The sequence below is a fragment of the Yersinia entomophaga genome, from assembly GCF_001656035.1.
Taxonomy (GTDB): domain Bacteria; phylum Pseudomonadota; class Gammaproteobacteria; order Enterobacterales; family Enterobacteriaceae; genus Yersinia; species Yersinia entomophaga.
Genome location: NZ_CP010029.1, coordinates 1,440,401 through 1,463,773 on the forward strand (window position 1 = coordinate 1,440,401; position 23,373 = coordinate 1,463,773).

A 23,373-nucleotide genomic window follows, 5' to 3' on the forward strand; every position below is an offset into this window, starting at 1 on the left:
GTATTGGGTATTGGGTATTGGGTATTGGGTATTGGGTATTGGGTATTGGGTATTGGGTATTGCGCATAAATATAGCCATTGATGGACAAAGGCAACGGACGAGGCTATTAGCCACCAAACTGCCCTGATAAGATTCCTGATATGCCTGTAGCCGCCCGAAGGAGCGACAGTCAGGCAATCACACTATTGCTGTGGCCACAGCCATGCAGCACCACGCACGCCGCTGGAGTCACCGTGTATCGCCTTGTGAATCGGCGTTTCACACTCCCCGCCGAATACCCACGGACGTATCAAATCAGGCAATGTACGATACAAACGATCGACGTTACTCATACCGCCGCCCAATACAATCACATCCGGATCGAACAGGTTAATCACGTGAGCCAGTGATTTCGCGAATCGTTGCTCATAGCGTTGCATCGCCTGCTCGGCAATAACATCGCCTTGTTCCACCAGAGTAATGATTTCATGTCCTTTCAAGAGATTGCCGCTTAAACGAAAATAATCCATAGCAAAGCCCGTACCTGACACAAAGGTTTCGATACAGCCCTTCTTACCGCAATAGCAGGGAACCTCTAATTGATAACGTTGTTCATCCTCATCCTGCCACGGCAACGGATTATGCCCCCATTCACCGGCGATACCGTTTCCACCAGAATGAACACGCCCGCCAATAGCGATACCCGACCCACAGCCAGTACCAATAATTGCCGCAAAGACCAAATGTTTCCCTGCTCCGGCACCGTCTGTCGCTTCGGAAACAGCCAGACAGTTAGCATCATTAGCCAGTCTGACCGGACGGGCAAGCAAGTCAGATAAATCGCGATCCAACGTCTGCCCATTCAACCATACCGAATTGGCATTTTTTACTTTCCCACTAAAGGGGGACAAAGTGCCCGGAATACCTACGCCAACGCTTCCTTTTTCGCCAGTAGCTACCTCCGCATCCGTAACCAAACCGGCAATAGCCGATAACGTTTGATGATAGTCATGACGAGGCGTTTCAATCCGCTTACGAAAAAGCTCTCGCCCATCATTCGCCAGTGCAATGACTTCTATCTTAGTACCACCCAAATCTATACCAATGCGCATTGCGCCTCACCTCATTGAGCTGATGACTTTATTTTCAGCGAAATTTTTTAACGGAGTCACGCATCATTCCGCAAATTCAGACGTGCCGATTATTAGCTATTGCATACTAGTTTGGACAATCATTAGGTATCTCACAATCTTTGCATTTATCTATTTGACGCTACCGACAATTTAAATAATTCATCACCCTCAGCGAGCCATGCGTTGTAGTACTTTTTCACGCAATATTTCGATTCAGCCCCCAATTCATCACGCTATTTTGCTAGGGACTGCGGCTTCAATTCGTTATCATGCCGCCCTGCGTTTGATTAACACGCGTGCTTTAAGCGCGCCCGAGCTTGGGATAACACTATGCTGTGGTTTAAAAATTTAATGGTTTACCGTTTGAGCCGGGAAGTTTCACTGTCTGCGGACGAAATGGAAAAACAGTTAAGCGCCCTTTCTTTCACCCCTTGCGGTAGCCAGGATATGGCCAAGACCGGTTGGGTGCCTCCGATGGGCTCTCACAGCGATGCTTTAACCCATACAGTTAATGGGCAAATCATTATTTGTGCGCGTAAAGAAGAAAAAATCCTGCCTTCACCGGTGATTAAGCAAGAGCTACAGGCCAAAATCGAGCGTTTGGAAGGTGAACAGCACCGCAAACTAAAGAAAACGGAAAAAGACTCGTTAAAAGACGAAGTTCTGCATAGCCTGTTACCGCGCGCTTTCAGCCGTTTTAACCAAACATTCCTATGGATTGATACGGTTAACGATTTGATTATGGTCGATGCGGCCAGTGCCAAACGCGCCGAAGACACGCTGGCGTTGCTGCGTAAAAGCCTGGGTTCGCTGCCTGTCGTACCTTTAACTTTAGAAAACCCTATCGAACTAACATTGACCGAATGGGTTCGCTCCGGTGAATTACCTGCCGGTTTCGCGTTGATGGACGAAGCAGAGCTGAAGGCTATTCTGGAAGAAGGCGGCATTATCCGCTGCAAGAAGCAGGCTTTAGTCAGCGATGAAATTGCGGTACATATCGAAGCGGGTAAATTAGTCACCAAATTGGCACTTGACTGGCAAGAACGCGTGCAATTGGTGCTGTCTGACGACGGTTCGCTCAAGCGCCTGAAATTCTCAGATACACTGCGCGAACAAAATGATGATATCGATCGGGATGATTTCGCCCAGCGTTTCGACGCCGATTTTATTCTGATGACCAGCGAACTGGCAGCATTGATCAAAAACCTGATTGAAGCTCTGGGTGGCGAAGCGCAACGCTAAGTTTGCCGCGCATTTGAAGACGTTGCCCCCTCTGGCATGGAGAGGGCAATATTTTGATTAGCTTAGGTATTTACACAGATAAGCAGAGGCTTCTGCAACTTGCAGGTTAAATTCACTCTGTCCAGGAATGTAAAAAGTTTCTCCCGGCATAAACACCTGCCAGTCAGGAGAGCCTGGGATCAAGACTTTCAATGCCCCAGTAATTACCGTCATTTCCTCGGGTTGGGCGGTACTAAAAGTGTATTCCCCTTCTTCCATTACCCCAACGCTCGCGCGCCCAATGCTGCTACTGTCATAACCGATGGACTTCACTTTCCCGGTAAAATATTCATTAAATTTCAGCATAGTTTGGCACCCGCATCCTAATCATTGATGAGATTTCATATTAGGGTCACAGCATTGATTCTGTCACTGATTATTACGACAAAATGCGATCGCAAGCCGATTCACTGGGGTGGTTGCTGATAAAGCGTACAATAGAGGCAAAAAAACCGGGGCAATCGACCCCGGTGATGATAACAACAGAAGAATTATCTAATCACAGCGTTACATAATCAGTTCAGCAGCCAGCTTCGCCACCAGCACGTTTGATAACAAAACCGGTATTCCGAGCCGACGCTGTAAAAAATCGCGATGTTTTTGGTGATAGCCAATGCAATCCAGCACAACAACCTGTGCCCCCTGTTGCAGCAGCGTTTGCGCAGCTTGCTCAAGTGCCTGCTCATCGGCCAAATAAGGGCTGGCGATGGCAAAACAGGGAGGTGACGCCAGCATTTCCCACTTGGCGGCCTGCTGTTCGATTTGCTCTGAGAGTGGCACTACGATCCCGACCTGATGATCGCTGACAATCGCCGCGATCAAAGGCGGAATGATGCGATCCGGCTCCAGCAGCAGTGCCTCTCGGGTTTTCAAATGATGAAACTGCCCGGTGCATAGCAGTAAAATAATGCGACATCCCTGCGCTTCAAGTTGCTCAATTTTCTGCTGTAAACCGCGTTCCACTTTGCTTGCAGCCAAAGAAACCTGAGTGCCATCGCTCAAACGCGAAACCAGCACATGGTCGCCGCGCTCAATTGGCTGATATTGTTCCTCTACCTGTTTCCAATCCAGCCCATCCAGCAGGCCAATATGTATAACCTCATCCGACGGTAGGTATTGGGATAACAGCGGCATAATATCGCTGCGCGGTGCCTGACCTAGGGTTAATGTTGCCAATGACGCATTCATAGCGCGGCTTCGCCATGTTCGGGATGGCGTTGTTGTAGATGTATCAAAGAGCCATAAAGTGCAATAAGCCGTGCATATTCGGATTCGTCATAAAACTGACAGGTTCCACGGCCAAACTCTTTCGCTACTTCTACGGCAAATTTTACCGCGAGCGCGATATCTGTCTCATGGCTGGCACCGGTTCCACAGCCGGGTACTACCGACTGAGTACAAATGGCGACGCCAACCACCGGCGCTGAAGTGGCCGTTGAGGGCTGCATAATACTGTTTAGGTGATGCACACCGTTACCATAAGGAGTGATATCTGGAATAGTAATAGGGAATGTAACGGCATGGCTTCCGCTGGTCATCTCCATAATACGCAGCAAATCTTCGGCAACGCGCAGGATATAACCTTGCTTAACTGTAGGGGATAACGCATAGCCTTTATAATTGATGATGCGATTACCTTTAGTGGTATCAATCGATAAAATCGCATCGGCTTCCAGCATCACCTCGTTATCATTCATGGTGATGTCATCAATAGGGGAATCCATAAAATCGACGGGATCGTGTGGCCGAGTTGGCGCATTGGGGCAAATGTGAGTGGTTATCACCACATCACCGGCCAAAATATCGCCTTTACTACGCATTTCCGCCAGTTTAAGCGCGCTGGCAATGGCTGCAATGGCACCGTCAGCATCAGAAACCACACCAATGCGTTCAGGCCGCGCACCAATACCGCCCAAACGGCCGATAATGCCCAGCGTTGGCGCCGTGCCACCCAGTGTTTTACCCGCACTTCCCGCAATCTCTATTCGTACAAAATCCGTGCTGCCTTTTGGCCCAGTGGCGCGGACCGTGCTGGCCTTAACTCCTGAATAATCAACAAACAGTTCCACGATATCCTGACCAGAAACATGGGCACTATCAATCATTTCAAAAACGCGTAATGTTTGTTGCAAGCTCATCAGGACTATCCTTCATCATTAGGTCTCAGCAGGCAGCGGCATAGCTATTTGCCCTTACTGGATAAAATGGAGCTAAAGAAGTTGTACAATGCGTCGCCGGCAATAAAACCTGCCGCCATAATTTGCATTGGTGTACGCCCCTTTTCACCCCAACATTTAGTAATCAAAATGCGCAAAGCAATTCCTAGCACCACAGCCCAACCGGCTAGCGCGTTATTGATCAGTAATCCCGTCGCCAGCAGTATCCCAAGTTGACGTTTTGGGCCGCCAATCAACTGAATAATTGCGCCTGGAATAGCCCAAATCATCAGGCTAAACGCAATGCCTGGCTGCGCACCGGCCTCAATGGTTTTGGCATAAACGCGCGCCATCGGCGGCACTAAATCCTGTGCGAAATACCCCATATGAGTGAACCACACCACCGGAATGGCGATAACAAAAGCAATCAGCGCCGCAAATAACTGGATTTTCCGCCCTATCAGCTCCTGCTTCAGATCTTTACCGTATCCTCGCAGAATAAATCCGGCTTTCAGATCAAAGCCCATATCAGCAAAAGCAGGCCCAGTTGCAGCTGTAAAACCGGTTAAGATGCATAATGCCAACGGCGGAAAGCCGATCAAAATACCGACGATCAGTGTGATCAAAGCAACGGCAAAAGCTGGGAACCAACCGGAGTGCATAGCTGCAATGCCAACGATCAGTTCGTGAATAAAAGCGGCAAAAGCGGCATAAAAAATAAAACCGATCAACATGCCGGTAGACATATCGCTGTAAAGCCCACCAGCCAGCGCCAGCAAGGCCGCAATCACGACATAACCCACGGCACCTATACCGAGCGCTTTACGAACCTCCGTTGCCGGTTGGGTATAGTTCTTTTTATCCGATACTTTCTTGCTACGAATCACCTGGATGACCTGAATCAGAGCCACAAATCCTGCTCCGACCATCACTCCGTGGGGAATATAATTGGCATTAATATCAAATCCGATAAGCGGTTCAATATAGGCACGAATCAATAATCCCACGCCAAACATGCTTAATGCCCAAATATTACCGATAAAGGCGGTGCCAAAAGCGGCCATCGGAATTTTGAATATGGCCCCGACGACGCCAATTCCCACGCCGACGACCAACAGCCAGGCATGACGGCCCCCTTTGTCACCGGCTTTAATCGCTTCTGCTGCTGCAACGCCCGGCGGCCAGGCATTCTCTGCTGGAAAAATTTTGGTATCGAATAATCGATAGAGTAAATAGGCATCCAGTAACATCGCGGCGGCGACGCCACAAAACATCGGTAAAATTAGCTCTGGCTGCCCCATAACATAAGGAACAGCAATAGGCATCAACAGACTATTTGCAGCACCAAAGGTTGCCGACGAAATAACAGTTTGTGCCAGGTTTTGTGTATGAATGGATCGATAGCGTTGAAAAAACTTTAGAGGGATACGAGCCAATAACATGGCAAATAATGCACCAATGATTGAAGTATTGGGTGTCACCCCTAAAGTTGTAATCAATTGGACGCCAATAATTGCGCCAATACTAGAAAGAAATATCATCACTACCAGCGTGCCGATATCCCTTAGTTGATTCCCTGATGTTTGCTCCATTTTTATCTCCCTGAGTTCCGCTGGTGTTAGCGCTAGCTATCAAATAACACGATAATATTAGTTCCCTGGTGAGGCGCTAATTAGGTTATTATTAATGGCCAAACTCCTATCAATGGAGTTTATTTGGCTCACAGGTCTTCCCATGGAGAAATAAAGCAAATAAAAAATATTTTTTAAATAAAGTTAAAATTTGCAAATCTTAGCTAGCTATAAATTATTATTTTTCAACCAGTAATCATCATTTAATTTCTCAGCTAATAATCTGGTTGTAGAAATTAATGCTTCAACATATTCACTGGGGTAAAACGGGGGTTCATCCGAACTCGGAAAAGACAAACATAGCCCAATCGTTTCACTGCGATGCTTATTGCTGATATTGGTCGCTATTGAGCTAACGCCTTGTAAAGTCTCATTACGAGCAAAAGTCCAGCCGACCTGGCGCGCCGTTGCCAACTTATCTAATAATGCTGCCAGATTCTGCGGAGCATTGGCAGAGCGTGGTTTATAAGAGCCAAAATGTTCACGAACCTCATCGTCACTCTGGCGAGCCAAAATAGCCCGACCCACTGAGGTTTCCGCGGCAGGAGAACGGGTACCAACCGGCGTAACCACCGGTAAAAATTGTTGCCCCTGAAACATTCGCAAAACCATAATTTCCTGCCCATCCAACGCAGAAATATAACCGGTGCAGCGCGTTATTTGACTCAATTTAATCATCATTGAAGCCGCCATATCGACTAAAGGCGTAGAGAGATATTGGCTGGATATTGATAATAATAAACGACCAATATGATACAACCGCGTATCCGGATCTCGCTCTAATAAACCTTCCGATTCCATCGTCATTAATAAACGTGACGTCGTACTTTTTGCCAATCCTAATTGGTTAATAACATCGCTAAAGGAAATACCCGGATGAGCATGCATGACGTTTTGTTTGGAAAATAACTTTAGTACTGCCGAAGCATTTTCTAATGTGCTCATTTTAAATGAGTTCCAATATATGAAACTAAGTTCCCGATTGAATGAAATAAAACTAGAATCCTTCTGTCATATCGTCAAGTTTTTTATTTAATTTAAAATACAATAATTAGCTAACACACATACTTTATAATGAAAAATTGAAATTTTTATCGAAGTAAAACGAAAAAATACAAGTTTAATTCTCATTAATTAATTAGTGGCAGGATAAAGCTCTGATAACTACAAAGATGTAATTACTCAAAATTATGAAAATAATGCTCTGATATTTAATTACCTGTAGAAACTAAATAACGCCTCTCTTACAGAGTCTTTGCTGAAAATATGGGCTTTGCTGAAAATATTGACTGAAACCCTGTTCACATTTTCAGTACAACCGAAAGTCAGGCGGATAAGTTAGAGATTACGTAAGATATAAACGGCCAGTGAAGCTTCAAATACAATGATGGAGATCGACCAGAAAGCCGGCATGAAGTTACGGTGTTGACGGAGATAAAGCTTGATATGTCTCATCAGCCTCGCCTTAATTGGCATCCGATGCAGGTAAACAGAGGATTTACACTGAAATTATTACGTGGGATATAATTGTACTCTTGCTATACAATTCAGACAATAATGACGAGAAAAGTCACGACAAAAACATGCCACTCCCCTGACTGACGACTCTAGTGAGGAAACACCGTTGATAGAAATGAAAAACGGCGATAAATCGCCGTTTTAACTCAGATTTTCACCTGTAGTAAATTATTTCACCGTGGCATCAGCCAATAATTCCAGAATTTGTTGTACCACTGACTGTGGGGCCTGACTGGCATTAAGAACATAATGGGCAACCTCTTGATACATCGCCTCCCGAACAGCCAGCACATCCTGTATTTCTTCAGCAATAGGTTTACCAGTCAAACTCGGCCGCTGCGCGTCTTCAGGCTCCTCGGCTAATCTTTCGGCCAGAATATCCGCCGGCGCACGCAGGTAAATCACTATCCCCTGACGACGCATAAATGCCCGATTCTCTGCCGCGAGTACCGCGCCGCCTCCGGTAGCCACCACGGTTTTAGGTACGGTAACTTCCTGTAATACCAAACTTTCCCGCAGCCTGAACCCTTTCCAACCCTCTTTGGCTACCACTTCTGCCACCGTGAGCTGGCTGCTTTGCTGCATAAATAAATCTGTGTCGATAAATTGATATCCCAACGCCTGCGCCAACGCTTTCCCTATCGTTGTTTTACCCGCACCGCGTGCACCTACCATAAAGATAGTTCGAGTCATTGCCTGATCGTCCTTTTGCATCAAATTCTCTGGATAAGGTTTATGCATTAAAAAACCGGTCACCACCATGGACCGGTTCCACAGAAAGTAAACATTTGCTGGCTTATCGACAGCCAAAGCGAATCATACCTGTAATTAGGAGTAGTGCAAACTTTACGAAACCGTAAATTATACGATACACCCTATTTCCAATTACCCCTCAATAACCTGAGGGGCATTTTGTATCAAAAATCTACGCTGGCTCTCAACACAAACTGCCGAGGCTCGCCTATCGCCACGCGATAACGGTTACCGCTGGAAGGATAGTAGGTTGTATCGAACAGATTTTTCACATTAAGTTGCCATTTCACTCGGTAATCCTGAATTGGCAAGGTGTAAGCGATAAAGGCATCGGCTACGGTATAGTCGTCCAGAGTAAAGCTGTTTGCTGCATCTCCCGCCCGCTTTCCGACATAACGCACACCTGCGCCAACCCGTAAGTCGTCCCCACCATACAGTCCGGTCGAACCCATTTCTTTGGTCAGGAACAAGGAAGCGCTGTTGCGTGCCACGTTCGCCATCTGATTGCCTTTATTTTTCGGATCTTCCGTCACCCGCGCATCGGTGTAGGCGTAGGTAGCAACGGCGCTGACGCTATCGGTCAATTGCCCCGCCACGTCCAGCTCTACGCCCTGCGAGCGAACGCGACCTGCGGTTCGGGTCACAGTTTCAGTGCCGATAAGCTCATTCACCATGACATTACGTTTGGCAATATCAAACAGTGCCAGAGTTCCGGTCACTCCGTTGACCATTTCGACCTTGCTACCCACTTCCCAGGATTGTCCTTGCTCCGGCGGCAATTCACCGATCTGGGTCGCAATGGATGAGTTGGGTTTGAAGGATTCGCTGTAACTACCGTACAAAGACACTTCTGGTGTCAGCTTGTACACCACGCCAGTGCGTGGAATCAATTTGCTATCCGAACTCTGTGTATTGATGATAAACGGACGCCCTTTGCCAGCAAAAACGTCAAAGCTGTCATAACGCAGCCCGGCTAACAAAATCCATTTATCACCCAATTCAATAGAATCCTGCGCAAACCAGCCATAACTTTTAAGATTTTCACGCTGATCGCTGTCTTTAGCACTCACCTGCGTAGAAGGCTGCATCAAGCCGTAAATCGGATCGTAAATATTAAAATCGGAGTTTTTCTTACCGCGAATCATATCGCTGCGATAGGTACGGTTATCTTCATAATCAAACCCGACCAATACTTGATGACTCACGCTTCCCCAAATCAAATCTCCGTTCAAAGTTGCCTGCACCGCTTGTGCACGGCTTACTGCGCTGGCGGTGGCGTCAGCCTGACGGGTTAGTACGCCGGTATTTTCATTCAGAGACAGTGCCCGAGCCTGATTATCGCTATAGCGATTGCGGTTATAAGCATAGGTCAGGGAGCCTTTCCAGCTATCATTCAACACCTGATCTATCTGTAGCGTAATATTGTCCTGATCGCCGCGCGTAGCGTTAAAAGGCTCGTCGAAACGGCGTTTACGTGGCGTATCGACCGGTTTGCCTGTGCGTGAGTCAATAATTGTGCCGCGATCGAAAGGCGTGAGGTATTCCATATGTTCGTAGGCCAAACGCACGGTTGTCGTTTCGCCATACCACATCAGTGACGGGGCGATAACCGTTTGACGATTACGGCCAAAGTTACGCCAATAATCGGTTTCATCGTGATCGACAATCATACGGTAAGCAAAACCGGATTGCCCCAGCGGGCCGGTCACATCTAACTGACCGCCACCACCGTTAAAACTGCTGCCCCAACCTTCTACATGAGTACGCTGCGCCAGCTGCGGTTTCTTGGTGATAACGTTGATGACGCCACCCGGCTCTCCCATGCCATACAACATTGAGGCGGGCCCTTTCAACACATCTACCCGCTCGGTAGTCGGAGTGAAATTACGAGCCTGCGCCGACCGTACGCCATCCCGTAAAATCGATCCGTCGCGGTTATCGCCAAAGCCGCGTTTCATCAGCGCATCCTGCGTACCGCCCAACGTATTGGACTGAGTGATACCACTGACGTTATATAACGCTTCATCAATATTTCTCACCGCCTGATCGCGCAATACCTGCGGAGCGACCACATTGACAGCCTGCGGAACATTCAACAAGTTGGTTGAGGTTCGCGTTCCGGTCGTTGATGTGGTGGGCTGATAGCTGTCGGAATCTTCTTCGCTAAGCTGGCCAATCACCACCATTTTGGTTTTTTCACTGTGCGGCGCAGTTTCAGCTTGAGCGGCTGGCATCGCCACCAGCAAAGGCAGACCGAGCCAAGGCAAGCGACGAATATCACTGATTTTCATTGTTGAGGTTACTCCAATAAGTCCCTGAAAAAGTTAACGGCAAAAATTGTTCATATAATTGTTGGAATGTTTTTTGTGGGTCGATATCGGCAAAAAGATCGGGGTAAAACGCTTTGGCAAACATCTCCACCGCCACAACGTGGTAAGGGCTGAGATAAAAGTTGTGCCACATGCTGTAGGCACGGTGCTGCTGAACGGCATTCAAGTGAGAAATGATGGGCTGCCCGGCCATTAATTGCTGAAAACTGTGTTGAGCCTGACTGGCGCTCACCATCGGCCCTAATTGCAGGCTGGAAAGACGCTTACCCGTTGGGCCAGCCATACCGGTTGCAATATAAACGTCTGGGTTGGCCATCAGAATGGTTTCAGGATTCAGCTCGCCATAGACAGTTTTAATTCGCGAGCGAGCAATATTGTCCCCACCAGCGAAATCAATTAAATCGCCCAAGCTACCGCGGGAAGCGGTGGTACAGCAGCTTTCTCTACGCCCCAGATGCAACTGAAGCATCACCGTGGGCTTCGGCCCCTGATGTTGTGCCAGCCGTTGTTGGATAACCTGCATATGTTGCTGATAAAAAGTGATGAACTGCTCGGCTCTAGCCTGACGGTTCAGTAACTCCCCCAATAATCGGATGCTGGGAACCGTGTTATTCAGCATATCGACGCGTAAATCGACGTACACCACCGGAATACCGGCTTTCGATAATCCGCTAAGCATGACTTCTTCATCGGCATCATTTTTGGCATAGCGCGGCAACACCACCACGTCGGGATGAAGCTCTATGATTTTCTCGACATTTATCTGACGGATATTCCCCTGCGCGATAATTGGGACTTTTTCAATATCAGGGAATTTCTCAACGTACTGCTGCCAACTTTGAGCATCGTAATAGGCTAAATCCCCCGGCCAGCCGATAATTCGCTGAGCCGGATTGCCCTCTTCAAGTAACGCTAAGGTATAGAGCATTCGGCTCTCGCCTAAGATGATGCGCTGGGGATTCTCAGGTACTACAACCTGACGCCCCATAATATCCTTGAGTTTTTTTGCCTGAGCGTTAAATGACATTAATAACAGGCAGGTTATTAATATTCTTGAAATTATTCCCATGATGTTTCACTAAAAACAAACAATCGCGCATGATAATAGTTCTCACTTGCATTTTCAAATTATTTGAAATTAATAAAACGCAAAAAGAGGAATGCACGGTGAAGCATTCCTCTAAACTATTTTATATTTCTGTTTGACCATTTATCTGTATTCCATACTGCACCACCTTTGATTAACAAGGTTCGCGCGGCTGGCAGATATAAACCAAGGCGGGAGGGAAATTTCGGACTACGCGCATTTTCTTCCAGGTAAAATAGCGAGATAACAAAGGCTCGGACAAATGACTATATTGAAACAGTATCAATGAGCCATTGCGTTGCCGTAATCTTTGTTGAGTTTGCTGCAATATTTTCATGCTGATTTTGGTTGGAATAGACAGTAAAGGCAGGCAACAGAAAATGGCGTCGTAATGTAAATCCAACAGCTCTGCCGAACGCGCCGCAACCTGTAAACGCGGATCGTCAATTTTATTTAATTCATCAATAAAGTGAGATTGAATTTCATAGGCCTGTAGCCTGGCATCCTTTTCCATTCGCGATAAAATCCGACGGGTCAAAACACCATCCGCAGCCCCTAATTCCGCGATTGTCATCGCCGGCATCCACTCAACCTGATTTAGCATGGTTTGGCACAGCCAAGGAGATGAAGGCGCCAAAGTGCCAACAGTACGCGGAGAGGCAATAAACCGCTGAATATATGAGAACTGACTTTTAAAATTACGTCGCACGGTGTTTAACATAGCCTGTCCCATTAAGTCCGGATAGACCACCATAACACCTTAAAAACCTGAATATCTCTTTAAGATTGTTCTAAGAGTCAGGTATTTTTTTCGTAAAAAAAATAGCCTATTACCGTCATACAAAGCGCTTCCCTCCTGGTTAAAATATTATTCGGCTAATCTTAGATAATAAAAATTGGCAAATAAAAAGAGCCCCAATTGGAAGCTACAGCCTGCTAGAGCTATAACTTTCAATCAGAACCCTTACGCCCTCAGCGAAATTTGAGGGATATTTTAAGCGCTAGGAATTTATTGATTAGCGATAAATTTCAGCACTGGCCGTATAGTAACTTGAATCACCTGGGGAACTGATGCCAATGACACGATAGTGGCTGGCGCCGTCAGCAACGGCCTTGGCATTCAATGCGGCCTCAACATCGCTTGGTGAGCCGCTGATGCCGGATACGGAAACTACGCCCATTGCCTGCAATTGGCTCGCCTGTTCGCGATTAACTTCTTGGGCTGCCAGGCTTGAAAAAGAAGCGCTGGCGATAAACGCTGCGGTAATAAAGGTTAATAGTTTCATTTTAGCTCCAACTTTCTGATTATTCTCAGTGTTCAGTGAGATTAATTATGCGAAGAATAACGAAAGCGGACGTAATGCTGAGTAAATAAACTCAATCATTGTGGGGAAACTAAGGAGGAATTGAGTTAAGTTATTTCGCCAAAGGAATGGCTAATAACGGTAGCTATATAGCCAACTTTGCCCTCTAATAAAACAACCTTTGGGGTTGGCTTAAATCAAAGGGTAAACAGCGTCAGCGAATGATTGTATACATGCACAGAAATGCAATTGGCGATTTTGCTGCCATTACCGAACGTCATGAATAGAGGGAAAAATGGTAATATTAAGAGAGTTGGCTTCAGAAGAACTGGATGCCTACCGACATTTCTTTATTGGGGAGTACGCTGAAGATCTGAGCGCTAATTGCGGCTACAGTCAGGATAAAGCACGACATCAAGCTCACTTATCCTTCGTTCAATCGCTACCAGACGGTATTAATACGATAGGAAATAAAATTTACCGCATTGAAAATAACTATAGGCTAGTGGGTTATCTTTGGTACGGATTAAATGACGGCGGCGCTTCGGTTTATATTAAGGATTTTTGCATATTGCCTGAATTTCAGCGGCAAGGATTTGGAAAAGCCAGCCTGCAAGCTTTAGAAGCAGAACTCGTCACTCAGGGAATTTTTGAAATTAAGCTACGGGTAGCGGCAGATAACCCACGAGCCAAAAAACTGTATGAACAATTAGAATTCACCGTTACCGGATTCAATATGGTTAAAACACTAAACAAACCATAGCTTGTTGTTCACCCTGGCAACGGCTCATCATAAAATAATTGCTCTTCACTGCGAGGCAAAGACGCCAGTAGCTTTGAAGCTATTTTTAGCAATACCTATCATACTGACTCGATACAGTCTGAACGCTGGGAGTGGTTAAGCCAGGACTGATTTCATGCAGGCAGGATTAACTGCATGAAATATGATGGTCGTTATTCACCATCCAAATGCTGTAATTGATTTCGATAAGATTTTACTTTTTGGCGCTTCTTAAACCAGATGGTAAATGACACCACAAAAATACCGCCAGCCAGCGTCAAAACGCCCATTTCTTGCTGATAAAACAGCATGATAATAAAATAAACGGCAGAAATAATTGCAATCCACTTCGCCGTATGACCAACAGAGTTTTTTTCATTAGTCAGACGGCGGATATGCTCTTCCTCGCTAATTCCCATCATTTATTCCCTCTGTGAGTGAACTTATAATATTGGGCCAGACGTATGATAATACAACATAATTTTCTGTTTTAATTTTCATCGCTCAGGAAGAATCTGATTGACCTTTTTCAATCAAAAGAGTTTACGAGAATGCGCCTTCAGTTATCGCCGCTAGATTCCATCCTGAAATTTTCTGGACTTGAAGCTTTGCTGCTTTTCCAGCTCAAAGATAGCTCGCTGCAACCCCTTTTCCTGCATTGGAGACAGTTTGGGAAATTTAAAACTCAGGCGCGTCATTGTGACGGTTTCGCCTTTGTTACTAATCACTTTTTTATCTACTGCACGTATGAATTGCAGGTCCAGATCAAAAGAGCCAAACTCACCGAGATCCAATAAAGAGCCGCGAAGAATCTCACACCCTTCCAACGGCAACTCACTGTCTTTATTGGAAAACATGCCTACACCGCCCAAAGAGATATCCGTGAGTGTGTGCTTAAAAGCGGTGCCATTAGGAAACTTGCCAGTACAATAAAAAGGTGGCCATTGTGGGATGTTGATTCGAAAATATTCGCGCCGTTGAATAAAGTACAAAGAATCGGGAATTGGGCTGCTAAACGCGGGTAGACCGAAATAGGTGATCTCTGTTTGTGTGGTGCAGGAGAATTCAATTTTGGCACCAGCAGGTTCGGCAATAAAAGTTAGCTGTTCGGAATCCTGTGCTAACAGATTTTCACGTTCAACGCTGCCAAAATCAAAAATGAATTGATTAGCATCTGGATGAACTTCCAAAATGCGGCTGATAAATTGCCCACGGGAGTGCGTCACCATTATAGCGGTATTATTTTTTTTCAGATCCCGCAAAATTGCGCAAATAGCTAATCGATTCTTTTTAACATACTGTTCTTTCGATATCTCACTCACCTGCCGATCCCCACCAAGAATTTTTGATTGAATTACCCTAGAGAACACCGCAAAGAGTATAACCGTCAATCAAATTATCGGCAGAAGTTAGGAAACATTTATTGACTCTTATCCGATATGGCACAAATTTCTGCAATTGGCTGCAAATGAAAACGGGCACCTGAATAAGTGCCCGCTTGATACTATTTCAATCCGCTAGCTACGAATTAAATCATCGCCGTAACCTATCCACTTATAGGTGGTCAGAGCTTCTAACCCCATAGGCCCTCGGGCATGCAGTTTCTGCGTACTGACGGCAACCTCAGCCCCCAGACCAAACTGCCCGCCGTCGGTGAAACGAGTGCTGGCATTAACGTAAACGGCTGAGGAATCCACTTCCCGGACAAAATGCTCTGCACTGCTGAGCAAACGGGTAAGAATAGCGTCTGAATGGCGGGTTCCGTGCTGGCGAATATGCTCAATCGCGGCGTCAATATCCGCCACCACGTGTACATTCAGATCCAGAGCGAGCCACTCATCGTCATAATTCGCCTCTTCTACCGGAACGACCTTCGCAGGCCCGGCCAGCAAATACGGCATCGCTTGCTCGCTGGCATGCAAAGTGACACCCGCACTTTCCATTTTGCTGCTTAACGCGGCTAAAAAGGCGGCGGCGATATCCCGATGAACCAACAGAGTTTCCAGTGAGTTACAGGCGCTAGGACGTTGCGCCTTCGCATTTTCAATCACCGTCAATGCTTTGGCAAAATCAACGTCGGCATCCACAAAGGTATGGCAGACCCCAATACCTCCGGTGATCACCGGAATAGTAGATTGCTCACGACACAATTTATGCAGGCCAGCGCCGCCTCGCGGAATCAACATATCGACGTAGCGATCCAAACGCAGTAAAGCATTCACCAGTGCGCGATCCGGGCTTTCAATCGCCTGTACCGCCGCCGCCGGTAAACCGCTTTGTTCCAGCGCTCGCTGAATCACTTTAACCATCGCCTGATTGGTATGATGCGTTTCCTTACCGCCGCGCAGGATCACCGCATTACCGGTTTTCAGACACAGGCTGGCAACGTCGATAGTGACGTTGGGACGAGCTTCATAAATCACGCCAATTACGCCTAATGGCACCCGGCGACGCTCTAGCTTCAGGCCGCTATCCAGCAACCGGCCATCCATAATCTGCCCTACCGGATCGCTTAGACGGCAAACATCGCGCACATCGTTAGCGATCGCAGCTAAACGCGCAGGCGTAAGTAGCAAACGATCGAGCAAAGCTTCGCTCATTCCGCTGGCGCGCGCTGCAGCCATATCTTGCTCATTTGCCTGAAGGATTTCGTCGCTTTCCGTCTCCAGCAACGCCGCCATTGCCATCAGGGCTTTATTTTTTTGCGCAGTACTCAATACGCCCAATTGCCAAGAGGCCTGTTTAGCCGCTTTTCCCATCTCTTCCAGCATGCTAGCTCCTTAGCTGATAATCATAAACTGATGATCATATCGTCACGGTGAACAGCGACCGGGCCGTATTCATACCCGAGTATTTCACTGATTTGCTGAGAATGATGTCCCGCCAACATACGCAATGCATCGCTGTTATAACGTGAGACACCGTGAGCCAGATCGCGGCCGCTCAGGTTACGAATACGGATCACTTCCCCGCGGGAGAAATCCCCTTTCACGCTACGGATACCTTTCGGCAATAGCGAGCTGCCCCGCGCCATAATGGCGGCTACCGCGCCATCGTCCACGGTAATTTCACCGGCTGGCGGCGCACCAAAGATCCAGCGTTTACGGTTTTCCAGCGGCGTTTCTAATGCATGGAAACGCGTGCCCACCGGCGTGCCGTCAATCACATCTCGGATAACATCAGGTTGAGCACCCGCGGCAATAATCACGTCGATACCCGCTCGGCACGCGACGTCTGCGGCCTGTAGCTTGGTCGCCATCCCGCCGGTTCCCAAACCTGAAACGCTATCACCGGCGATTTCACGCAGCGCGTCATCAATGCCATGAACGTCCCGAATCAACTCTGCGGCAGGGTTATTGCGCGGATCGGCGGTATATAACCCAGCCTGATCGGTCAGCAGCAATAATTTATCCGCACCGGCCAGAATAGCCGCCAGCGCCGAGAGATTGTCGTTATCGCCCACTTTGATTTCAGCCGTAGCGACGGCGTCGTTTTCATTAATAACCGGAACAATGCGGTTATCCAGCAAAGCATTCATGGTATCGCGGGCGTTTAAGAACCGTTCGCGGTCTTCCAGATCGGCGCGAGTAAGCAACATCTGCCCGACGTGGATGCCATAAATAGAGAACAACTGCTCCCATAGCTGAATCAGACGGCTCTGGCCGACCGCAGCCAGCAATTGCTTCGATGCAATGGTCGCTGGCAATTCAGGATAACCCAGGTGCTCACGCCCGGCGGCAATCGCGCCGGAGGTAACGATAACAATGCGATGACCTTTTGCGTGTTGCTGGGCGCACTGGCGCACCAATTCAACAATATGGGCACGGTTAAGACGGCGAGAGCCGCCGGTCAGCACGCTGGTGCCCAATTTCACAACCAAAGTCTGGCTGCCACTCATAATTTTTCTGCCATTGGGATCAATAAAAAGGAATGATACAGCAGACTTTGTAGCAGGAGACAGGCGTTATGCCAACAGGCATAACGCGAAATCACCGCTTTATTGAGCAGAAAGGGGTTTATGCAGAGAGTTTGATGGGCTGTTCGCCGAAATCCTTTGCCGGTTCTAGCGTCAGATCCATCGTCTTCAGCATTTCATGGAGGCGTTTATGGAAACCACGGAGCGTAGTTTCCAATTTTTCCTGAACCTCAGGATCTTTGATTTTTTGTTCTTTCCAACTTCCCTCGGTATTAAACAAGCCGAGTTGGTATACATAAGTAAAACAGCTGTCTTTCGACTCCAGCTCTATCCACCACCCCCAGAACTCACGTTTTTCGGGAGCAAGTTTCACATTGACGCACACGGCTAGACAATCAAAGAAAAAGCGGTCGTTCTGGCACTGCCCTTCACGTAGATATGGCCCTAAAGCTGCAAAACGTTTCATCAGTTTGCTTTTCGGGTGAGCGCTGGATATCGTCATGCTTCAATCTCCTTAAGTAGACGCACACCTTTTTAGCAAACTGTTAAATTTTAGCAACTAATTAACGCATTTTATCTTTTAGCCAATCGCAAGTTTGCAACAGAGCTCTATGAAAACTGTCATACAGCGGCGTTGAAGGGATGCTTAACAGCTTGCCGTCAACGGAAGAGGACACGATCAGTTTCGCATCTTCTTTCGGACTAAAAGGATCGTTTTCCCAATATCCGGCCAGCATTGGCGTATGGCAACGCCGTCCCAACAACCCTTGGGTTTTGAGAGAAAAACGGTTCAGCTCAGTTTTTAACGTATCATCCGATGCATCCGCCATACCTAACCGGCTGGCCAGCACATCCATATACATATCCGGCACCCGACTCTGGCTGTTACTGTCGCAAAGCAGGTGATGGACGATAGGGCCTACGCAGGCCACGCCGCGTAAACGCTGCGGCTCCAAATAGCCCAAACGCACTGCGACGTTGGCACCGAAACGGAAACCAAATAGCGAAACACGCTGATGATCGACCCAGGGAATCGTCGGCAAAGCCTGTAGCACCTGCTGATGCAGATAGCTGGTGTCCTGCGTTAATTTCCAGCGCGAAGATGAGCCGACGGAAGGCATGTCGATAGTCAACATCGCGATACCCGCCGGTGCAAGATAATCGCGGAAGAGACGGTGGTAATCGCTCTGCAACATATCCAGGCCACCACACATCAGCACCGTTGGGAAAGGCGCACTGCCAATTGTCGGCATATGCAGAAAGCCGGTCAGCGTTCCGCCATCCTGAATGGGGAAACTCAGCTCTTTTAAAGTGAAAGGCAGATATTTTGCCGCTTCTTCATAGGCTCGATTAGACAAAATTTCCGCCTGCTCGGCCAATTCATCACCACGCAAATGAGGATAACCGGCGATGCTGTACATGTTGGCTGCATTCAGCCAATACTGCCCGGCGGCCAGAGGATCGGTTTCTTCCATGGCTTTTTGCTGCCACATCATGCCCTGGTGAGACCACTCGTAAATCCAGTTGCCGTTGCGGTAACCCACCACGGTATCCAGTAATTCATTATCACTGTGTTCTGCATTAGACATCGCAATCCGCGCCAGCACCTCTTCGATTTCCAGAGGATCCACTCCGCGCCAGGTCCACATCAAGCGATTGATCATACGATACCAATGACAGGTAGTATCGCCGTCCAATGCGGAGTGAATATTCATGGTTTGGTTGCAATGAGCATGCCTGACCAAAGTCGAGGTCTCAGGATGCTTGAACTTGGGTTTAAACAGGATTTCAGAAAGGTTGGCTTGTGCCATGGTTACAATAGCCTCCATAAGCCGCGATCCCGCCTTGGTTTAGGCTGGGGAATATGGGGTTAGTGTACTCATACCGAGGAAGAAATGAAACGTCCGACAGCGTCGGACGTTTAAAGCTGCGTAAATTATTTGCCGCCTAGCGGTTCCACGAAGGTCACAGCCATATCCCACGGCTGCTCAATCCATGTATCCTGAGGAATATCAACCACATAGTCATCAACCAAAGGACGACCTGCCGGTTTAGCGAAAATAGTCACAAAGTGCGCTTTCGGATACATTTCGCGAATGGCTTTCGCAGTACCGCCGGTATCGACCAGATCGTCAATCACAATGAAGCCTTCGCCATCGCCTTCGGCACGTTTGAGCACGGTCAGCTCACGCTGGTTATTGTGGTCGTAGCTGGAGATGCACACAGTATCAACATGACGAATACCCAATTCGCGCGCCAGAATTGCACCGGGAACCAGTCCACCGCGGCTAACCGCGATGATGCCTTTCCACTGTTCCGCAGGAAGTAAACGCTGTGCCAGCTTGCGGGCTTGTATTTGCAACATATCCCAAGTTACGACGTATTTTTCGCTCATAAAATGTAGTCCCAGCCGTATTAAAGTGGCTTGTCATGTATCGAAGGGGAAAAAAGGTTGCGCGAGATTATAGTGAGGCAACAAGATAAAAACCAGCAATTATCCCGGTAATTCCGCGAATCGAATGCGGTATTTGTGCGGCCAAACGCGCGCAACGCAAATGAAAGTGATATTCTCGATAAATCGCGCCATAGCAATGGCGGTTAGTCCTTAACCCTAAAACCTACAGTATCTCAGACGCCTCCGCATTAATCTGGTGTCTGTATGAGCATGCTGTTAAAGGAGACTTACAGTGTCTGAACTGTCTAAACTTTCGCCTCAGCCGTTGTGGGATATTTTCGCTAAAATTTGTTCTATCCCTCACCCTTCTTATCACGAAGAAGAATTGGCGCAATACATTGTTGCCTGGGCAAAAGAAAAAGGTTTACACGCCGAACGCGATCAAGTGGGTAATATCCTGCTGCGCAAACCGGCGACCAAAGGCATGGAAAACCGTAAACCTGTGGCGCTGCAAGCCCACTTGGATATGGTTCCGCAAAAGAACAATGACACTGTTCACGATTTCACTAAAGACCCGATTCAGCCTTATATCGACGGCGAATGGGTGAAAGCTCGCGGCACCACGCTGGGCGCAGATAATGGCATTGGTATGGCTTCCGCGCTGGCGGTACTGTCTGACGACAGCGTAGAACACGGCCCACTGGAAGTTCTGCTGACCATGACCGAAGAAGCCGGTATGGACGGTGCTTTTGGCCTGCAACCAAACTGGCTGAACGCTGACATTCTGATTAATACCGATTCCGAGCAGGAAGGCGAAATCTACATGGGTTGCGCCGGCGGCATTGATTTCATCACCACTTTACCGTTACAGCGTGAGGCGGTTCCCGCAGGCTATCAAACGCTGAAACTGATCGTCAAAGGTCTAAAAGGCGGTCATTCCGGCGCAGATATTCATTTAGGTTTGGGAAATGCCAACAAGCTGCTGGCTCGTTTCCTATTTGAACATGAAGCGGAGCTCGGCCTACGGGTTCTGGATCTGAACGGTGGTACGCTACGCAACGCGATTCCGCGCGAAGGTTTCGCTATTTTGGCGGTTGCAGCCGATAAAGTAGATCATTTGAAAACCCTGACTCAGGACTATTTAGACATCCTGAAAAACGAGCTATCTGCGGTAGAAAAAAATCTCACCGTGGTGCTGGAACCCGTCAGTAGCGCAGCGAAAGCTTTGACCGCTGATACCCAGCACCGTCTGCTGGCATTGCTGAATGCGACGCCAAACGGCGTAATCCGTATGAGTGATGAAGTGAAAGGCGTGGTTGAAACCTCACTGAACGTGGGCGTCGTGACCATGGAAGAAGATAAGGCCGAAATTATGTGCCTGATTCGTTCCCTGATCGACAGCGGCAAAGACTATGTTGTTAGCATGCTAACCGCCGTTGGCCAACTGGCTGGCGCGCAGACTACGCCTAAAGGCGGCTATCCTGGCTGGCAGCCTGACGCAAACTCTCCGGTCATGCATTTAGTTCGCGAAACCTATGAGAAACTGTTTAACAAAACGCCAAATATCATGGTAATCCACGCCGGTCTGGAATGTGGTTTGTTCAAAAAACCTTACCCAGAAATGGATATGGTTTCCATCGGCCCAACCATGACAGGCCCACATTCTCCGGATGAACAAGTACATATCGAAAGCGTTGGTCAATACTGGCAATTACTGACCGCATTGCTGAAAGCCATTCCAAAACGCGCTTAAGCGAGTACCGCACTATCATTACGAACGGCGCCGCCTGCGGTAGCGCCGTTTTTTATGGCAAATTTGCTGCTAGAAAACCCAGAACCTGGCATCTATCCCAGCGCTATTCCCAATTCAGCAATAATTGCCGTTCAATCTGCGGATCCAGCAGGCTGACATGCAATCCCACCAGTCGCACACCTCTGTCCGCCCGTCGCTCATCCCAAACTTGCTTGGCAATACGCAATAAATCGACCTTGTTCAATTCTGGCCAAACGTGTTCCTGAGTCGTTTGCTGAAAATCCTGAAATTTAAGCTTTACGCCCTGACGAGCAATTTGCAGATCCGGCCTGACCTTAGCCAAGCGGGCTTCCAGTTCGGGGAAAAGTTTTTCAATAATCTCAACGCATTCTTCCCAGTGATGAATATCCTGCGCCAGCGTCCTTTCTACGCCAACGGATTTACGCAACCGATCGGGAGATATACTTCGCTCATCAATACCATGGCAGCGCTCCCATAATACCCGCCCAAATTTACCAAAGGTTTTCAGTAAATCAGCCAAAGGATAATTTTGGACATCAACACAATGAGTTAAACCCAATTCCTGTAAACGCTTAGCCGTTACTTTTCCCACGCCCGGAATTTTGTTAAGCGGCAAAGTTTGTAGAAAAGGTTGAATTTGATCCGGTGTAATAACGTATTGTCCGTTGGGCTTATTGATATCTGAAGCGATCTTGGCTAAGAATTTGATCGGGGCGATTCCGGCGGATGCAGTTAAACCTAATTCCTCATGAATTGACTGGCGGATCTGTTGAGCAATTAAGGTTGCTGAACCGCTAAAAACCTGACTTTCGGAGACATCCAGATACGCTTCATCCAGCGATAATGGCTCGATAAGCAAAGTGTAACGGGCAAATATTTCGCGAATATGTAAAGAAGCTTCTTTATATGCCGCCATACGCCCCGGAATCACTTTTAAATGCGGGCAAAGCTTCAATGCCATCGCAGTGGACATCGCACTATGGACACCGTAACGTCTGGCAGGATAATTGGCCGTGCTGATAACGCCACGACGATCTGCGCTACCGCCAATGGCCAAAGGGATATCGCGTAAACTGGGGTCATCCCGCATCTCTACGGCTGCAAAAAAGCAGTCCATATCAACATGGATAATCTTGCGCACTCTCACTCCCATCGGCAATAGACAACTGTATAAGTATACAGTAAAAAAAGCCATGTTCAAGATTGTCCTAATTTAAATGCCGCTAAATATTTCTAATTTCCAGATCGAATACTGTTATTTACATTTAAGCGATTTTTTCATTTATTTTTAATAAAAAAGTACTACATTCGATAAAGTCGTAGAGTAATGTTTT

22 protein-coding genes are annotated in these 23,373 nt (G+C 47.6%); 3 read left to right on the top strand and 19 right to left on the bottom strand.

What is annotated here, in order from left to right:
• Nucleotides 1-183: 183 nt before the first annotated feature.
• Nucleotides 184-1,092, bottom strand: coding sequence for a fructokinase (gene mak / locus PL78_RS06530; RefSeq protein ID WP_064514138.1), 909 nt, complete (start codon nucleotides 1,090-1,092; stop codon nucleotides 184-186).
• Nucleotides 1,093-1,443: 351 nt separating this feature from the next.
• Between mak and rdgC the strand changes: the two genes are divergently transcribed.
• A complete protein-coding gene (gene rdgC / locus PL78_RS06535) occupies nucleotides 1,444-2,355 on the top strand; it encodes a recombination-associated protein RdgC (protein WP_064514140.1) in 912 nt (303 codons plus the stop codon).
• A gap of 57 nt (nucleotides 2,356-2,412) precedes the next feature.
• Here the strand turns inward: rdgC and ppnP are convergent, their stop codons facing one another.
• The 10 genes from ppnP to PL78_RS06585 all read right to left on the bottom strand — a co-directional run bounded on the left by ppnP (nucleotide 2,413) and on the right by PL78_RS06585 (nucleotide 13,155).
• Nucleotides 2,413-2,700 carry a pyrimidine/purine nucleoside phosphorylase gene (gene ppnP / locus PL78_RS06540; RefSeq protein ID WP_049598469.1) on the bottom strand — a complete coding sequence of 96 codons (288 nt, stop codon included), beginning with the start codon at nucleotides 2,698-2,700 and terminating at the stop codon, nucleotides 2,413-2,415.
• A 201-nt stretch (nucleotides 2,701-2,901) separates the two neighbouring features.
• Entirely contained in the window at nucleotides 2,902-3,582 is a 681-nt protein-coding gene (locus PL78_RS06545; RefSeq protein WP_064514143.1) for an AroM family protein, read from the bottom strand.
• Nucleotides 3,579-4,532, bottom strand: a complete 954-nt coding sequence (locus tag PL78_RS06550; protein WP_064514144.1) for a DUF1177 domain-containing protein — start codon at nucleotides 4,530-4,532, stop codon at nucleotides 3,579-3,581. Before PL78_RS06550 ends, PL78_RS06545 begins: the two co-directional genes overlap by 4 nt.
• 44 nt (nucleotides 4,533-4,576) lie before the next feature.
• A complete protein-coding gene (locus PL78_RS06555; RefSeq protein WP_064514147.1) occupies nucleotides 4,577-6,142 on the bottom strand; it encodes an OPT/YSL family transporter in 1,566 nt (521 codons plus the stop codon).
• Between the two features lie 207 nt (nucleotides 6,143-6,349).
• Nucleotides 6,350-7,126, bottom strand: coding sequence for an IclR family transcriptional regulator (locus PL78_RS06560; protein WP_064514149.1), 777 nt, complete (start codon nucleotides 7,124-7,126; stop codon nucleotides 6,350-6,352).
• Nucleotides 7,127-7,867: 741 nt separating this feature from the next.
• The gene (gene aroL, locus PL78_RS06565; protein ID WP_064518297.1) at nucleotides 7,868-8,392 is read right to left on the bottom strand and encodes a shikimate kinase AroL; all 525 of its coding nucleotides are present in this window, start codon (nucleotides 8,390-8,392) and stop codon (nucleotides 7,868-7,870) included.
• Between the two features lie 224 nt (nucleotides 8,393-8,616).
• The gene (locus PL78_RS06570; protein WP_084414298.1) at nucleotides 8,617-10,743 is read right to left on the bottom strand and encodes a TonB-dependent siderophore receptor; all 2,127 of its coding nucleotides are present in this window, start codon (nucleotides 10,741-10,743) and stop codon (nucleotides 8,617-8,619) included.
• A complete protein-coding gene (locus PL78_RS06575) occupies nucleotides 10,730-11,851 on the bottom strand; it encodes an ABC transporter substrate-binding protein (protein ID WP_064514151.1) in 1,122 nt (373 codons plus the stop codon). The genes PL78_RS06570 and PL78_RS06575 overlap by 14 nt, the downstream gene beginning before the upstream one ends.
• A gap of 172 nt (nucleotides 11,852-12,023) precedes the next feature.
• Nucleotides 12,024-12,590, bottom strand: coding sequence for a class I SAM-dependent methyltransferase (locus tag PL78_RS06580; protein ID WP_064518300.1), 567 nt, complete (start codon nucleotides 12,588-12,590; stop codon nucleotides 12,024-12,026).
• Nucleotides 12,591-12,885: 295 nt separating this feature from the next.
• Nucleotides 12,886-13,155, bottom strand: coding sequence for a YdgH/BhsA/McbA family protein (locus PL78_RS06585; RefSeq protein ID WP_064514153.1), 270 nt, complete (start codon nucleotides 13,153-13,155; stop codon nucleotides 12,886-12,888).
• A 313-nt stretch (nucleotides 13,156-13,468) separates the two neighbouring features.
• Here PL78_RS06585 and PL78_RS06590 point away from each other — a divergent pair, with 313 nt between their 5' ends.
• On the top strand, nucleotides 13,469-13,936 hold the full coding sequence (locus PL78_RS06590) for a GNAT family N-acetyltransferase (protein ID WP_064514155.1): 468 nt from the start codon (nucleotides 13,469-13,471) through the stop codon (nucleotides 13,934-13,936).
• Between the two features lie 191 nt (nucleotides 13,937-14,127).
• Here PL78_RS06590 and PL78_RS06595 read toward each other — a convergent pair whose 3' ends face one another.
• From PL78_RS06595 to gpt, 7 genes are all read right to left on the bottom strand, one after another.
• Nucleotides 14,128-14,373 (bottom strand): hypothetical protein, encoded by a 246-nt coding sequence (locus PL78_RS06595; protein WP_064514157.1) that lies wholly within the window; start codon nucleotides 14,371-14,373, stop codon nucleotides 14,128-14,130.
• Between the two features lie 153 nt (nucleotides 14,374-14,526).
• A complete protein-coding gene (locus PL78_RS06600) occupies nucleotides 14,527-15,276 on the bottom strand; it encodes a flagellar brake protein (RefSeq protein WP_064514159.1) in 750 nt (249 codons plus the stop codon).
• Between the two features lie 195 nt (nucleotides 15,277-15,471).
• Nucleotides 15,472-16,725, bottom strand: coding sequence for a glutamate-5-semialdehyde dehydrogenase (gene proA, locus PL78_RS06605; protein WP_064514161.1), 1,254 nt, complete (start codon nucleotides 16,723-16,725; stop codon nucleotides 15,472-15,474).
• A gap of 20 nt (nucleotides 16,726-16,745) precedes the next feature.
• A complete protein-coding gene (gene proB, locus PL78_RS06610) occupies nucleotides 16,746-17,852 on the bottom strand; it encodes a glutamate 5-kinase (protein WP_064514163.1) in 1,107 nt (368 codons plus the stop codon).
• 118 nt (nucleotides 17,853-17,970) lie between these two features.
• On the bottom strand, nucleotides 17,971-18,372 hold the full coding sequence (gene crl, locus PL78_RS06615) for a sigma factor-binding protein Crl (RefSeq protein WP_064514165.1): 402 nt from the start codon (nucleotides 18,370-18,372) through the stop codon (nucleotides 17,971-17,973).
• A 61-nt stretch (nucleotides 18,373-18,433) separates the two neighbouring features.
• Nucleotides 18,434-19,681 (bottom strand): esterase FrsA, encoded by a 1,248-nt coding sequence (gene frsA / locus PL78_RS06620; protein ID WP_064518302.1) that lies wholly within the window; start codon nucleotides 19,679-19,681, stop codon nucleotides 18,434-18,436.
• 125 nt (nucleotides 19,682-19,806) lie between these two features.
• Nucleotides 19,807-20,265, bottom strand: a complete 459-nt coding sequence (gpt, locus tag PL78_RS06625) for a xanthine phosphoribosyltransferase (protein ID WP_064514166.1) — start codon at nucleotides 20,263-20,265, stop codon at nucleotides 19,807-19,809.
• A 292-nt stretch (nucleotides 20,266-20,557) separates the two neighbouring features.
• Here gpt and pepD point away from each other — a divergent pair, with 292 nt between their 5' ends.
• Nucleotides 20,558-22,018 carry a beta-Ala-His dipeptidase gene (gene pepD, locus PL78_RS06630; protein ID WP_064514168.1) on the top strand — a complete coding sequence of 487 codons (1,461 nt, stop codon included), beginning with the start codon at nucleotides 20,558-20,560 and terminating at the stop codon, nucleotides 22,016-22,018.
• Nucleotides 22,019-22,121: 103 nt separating this feature from the next.
• On the opposite strand, the gene dinB is transcribed toward pepD, so the two are convergent.
• The gene (gene dinB, locus PL78_RS06635) at nucleotides 22,122-23,180 is read right to left on the bottom strand and encodes a DNA polymerase IV (protein WP_064514170.1); all 1,059 of its coding nucleotides are present in this window, start codon (nucleotides 23,178-23,180) and stop codon (nucleotides 22,122-22,124) included.
• Nucleotides 23,181-23,373: the final 193 nt, after the last annotated feature.

Excerpts from the sequence above, each read along its gene's own strand:
- PL78_RS06560 (WP_064514149.1), bottom strand. The coding sequence starts at position 7,126 with ATGAGCACATTAGAAAATGCTTCGGCAGTACTAAAGTTATTTTCCAAA.
- proB (WP_064514163.1), bottom strand. The coding sequence starts at position 17,852 with ATGAGTGGCAGCCAGACTTTGGTTGTGAAATTGGGCACCAGCGTGCTG.
- PL78_RS06550 (WP_064514144.1), bottom strand. The coding sequence starts at position 4,532 with ATGAGCTTGCAACAAACATTACGCGTTTTTGAAATGATTGATAGTGCC.
- PL78_RS06570 (WP_084414298.1), bottom strand. The coding sequence starts at position 10,743 with ATGAAAATCAGTGATATTCGTCGCTTGCCTTGGCTCGGTCTGCCTTTG.
- gpt (WP_064514166.1), bottom strand. The coding sequence starts at position 20,265 with ATGAGCGAAAAATACGTCGTAACTTGGGATATGTTGCAAATACAAGCC.
- PL78_RS06545 (WP_064514143.1), bottom strand. The coding sequence starts at position 3,582 with ATGAATGCGTCATTGGCAACATTAACCCTAGGTCAGGCACCGCGCAGC.
- crl (WP_064514165.1), bottom strand. The coding sequence starts at position 18,372 with ATGACGATATCCAGCGCTCACCCGAAAAGCAAACTGATGAAACGTTTT.
- mak (WP_064514138.1), bottom strand. The coding sequence starts at position 1,092 with ATGCGCATTGGTATAGATTTGGGTGGTACTAAGATAGAAGTCATTGCA.
- PL78_RS06555 (WP_064514147.1), bottom strand. The coding sequence starts at position 6,142 with ATGGAGCAAACATCAGGGAATCAACTAAGGGATATCGGCACGCTGGTA.
- ppnP (WP_049598469.1), bottom strand. The coding sequence starts at position 2,700 with ATGCTGAAATTTAATGAATATTTTACCGGGAAAGTGAAGTCCATCGGT.
- frsA (WP_064518302.1), bottom strand. The coding sequence starts at position 19,681 with ATGGCACAAGCCAACCTTTCTGAAATCCTGTTTAAACCCAAGTTCAAG.
- PL78_RS06585 (WP_064514153.1), bottom strand. The coding sequence starts at position 13,155 with ATGAAACTATTAACCTTTATTACCGCAGCGTTTATCGCCAGCGCTTCT.
- PL78_RS06590 (WP_064514155.1), top strand. The coding sequence starts at position 13,469 with ATGGTAATATTAAGAGAGTTGGCTTCAGAAGAACTGGATGCCTACCGA.
- proA (WP_064514161.1), bottom strand. The coding sequence starts at position 16,725 with ATGCTGGAAGAGATGGGAAAAGCGGCTAAACAGGCCTCTTGGCAATTG.
- aroL (WP_064518297.1), bottom strand. The coding sequence starts at position 8,392 with ATGACTCGAACTATCTTTATGGTAGGTGCACGCGGTGCGGGTAAAACA.
- PL78_RS06580 (WP_064518300.1), bottom strand. The coding sequence starts at position 12,590 with ATGTTAAACACCGTGCGACGTAATTTTAAAAGTCAGTTCTCATATATT.
- PL78_RS06575 (WP_064514151.1), bottom strand. The coding sequence starts at position 11,851 with ATGGGAATAATTTCAAGAATATTAATAACCTGCCTGTTATTAATGTCA.
- rdgC (WP_064514140.1), top strand. The coding sequence starts at position 1,444 with ATGCTGTGGTTTAAAAATTTAATGGTTTACCGTTTGAGCCGGGAAGTT.
- PL78_RS06595 (WP_064514157.1), bottom strand. The coding sequence starts at position 14,373 with ATGGGAATTAGCGAGGAAGAGCATATCCGCCGTCTGACTAATGAAAAA.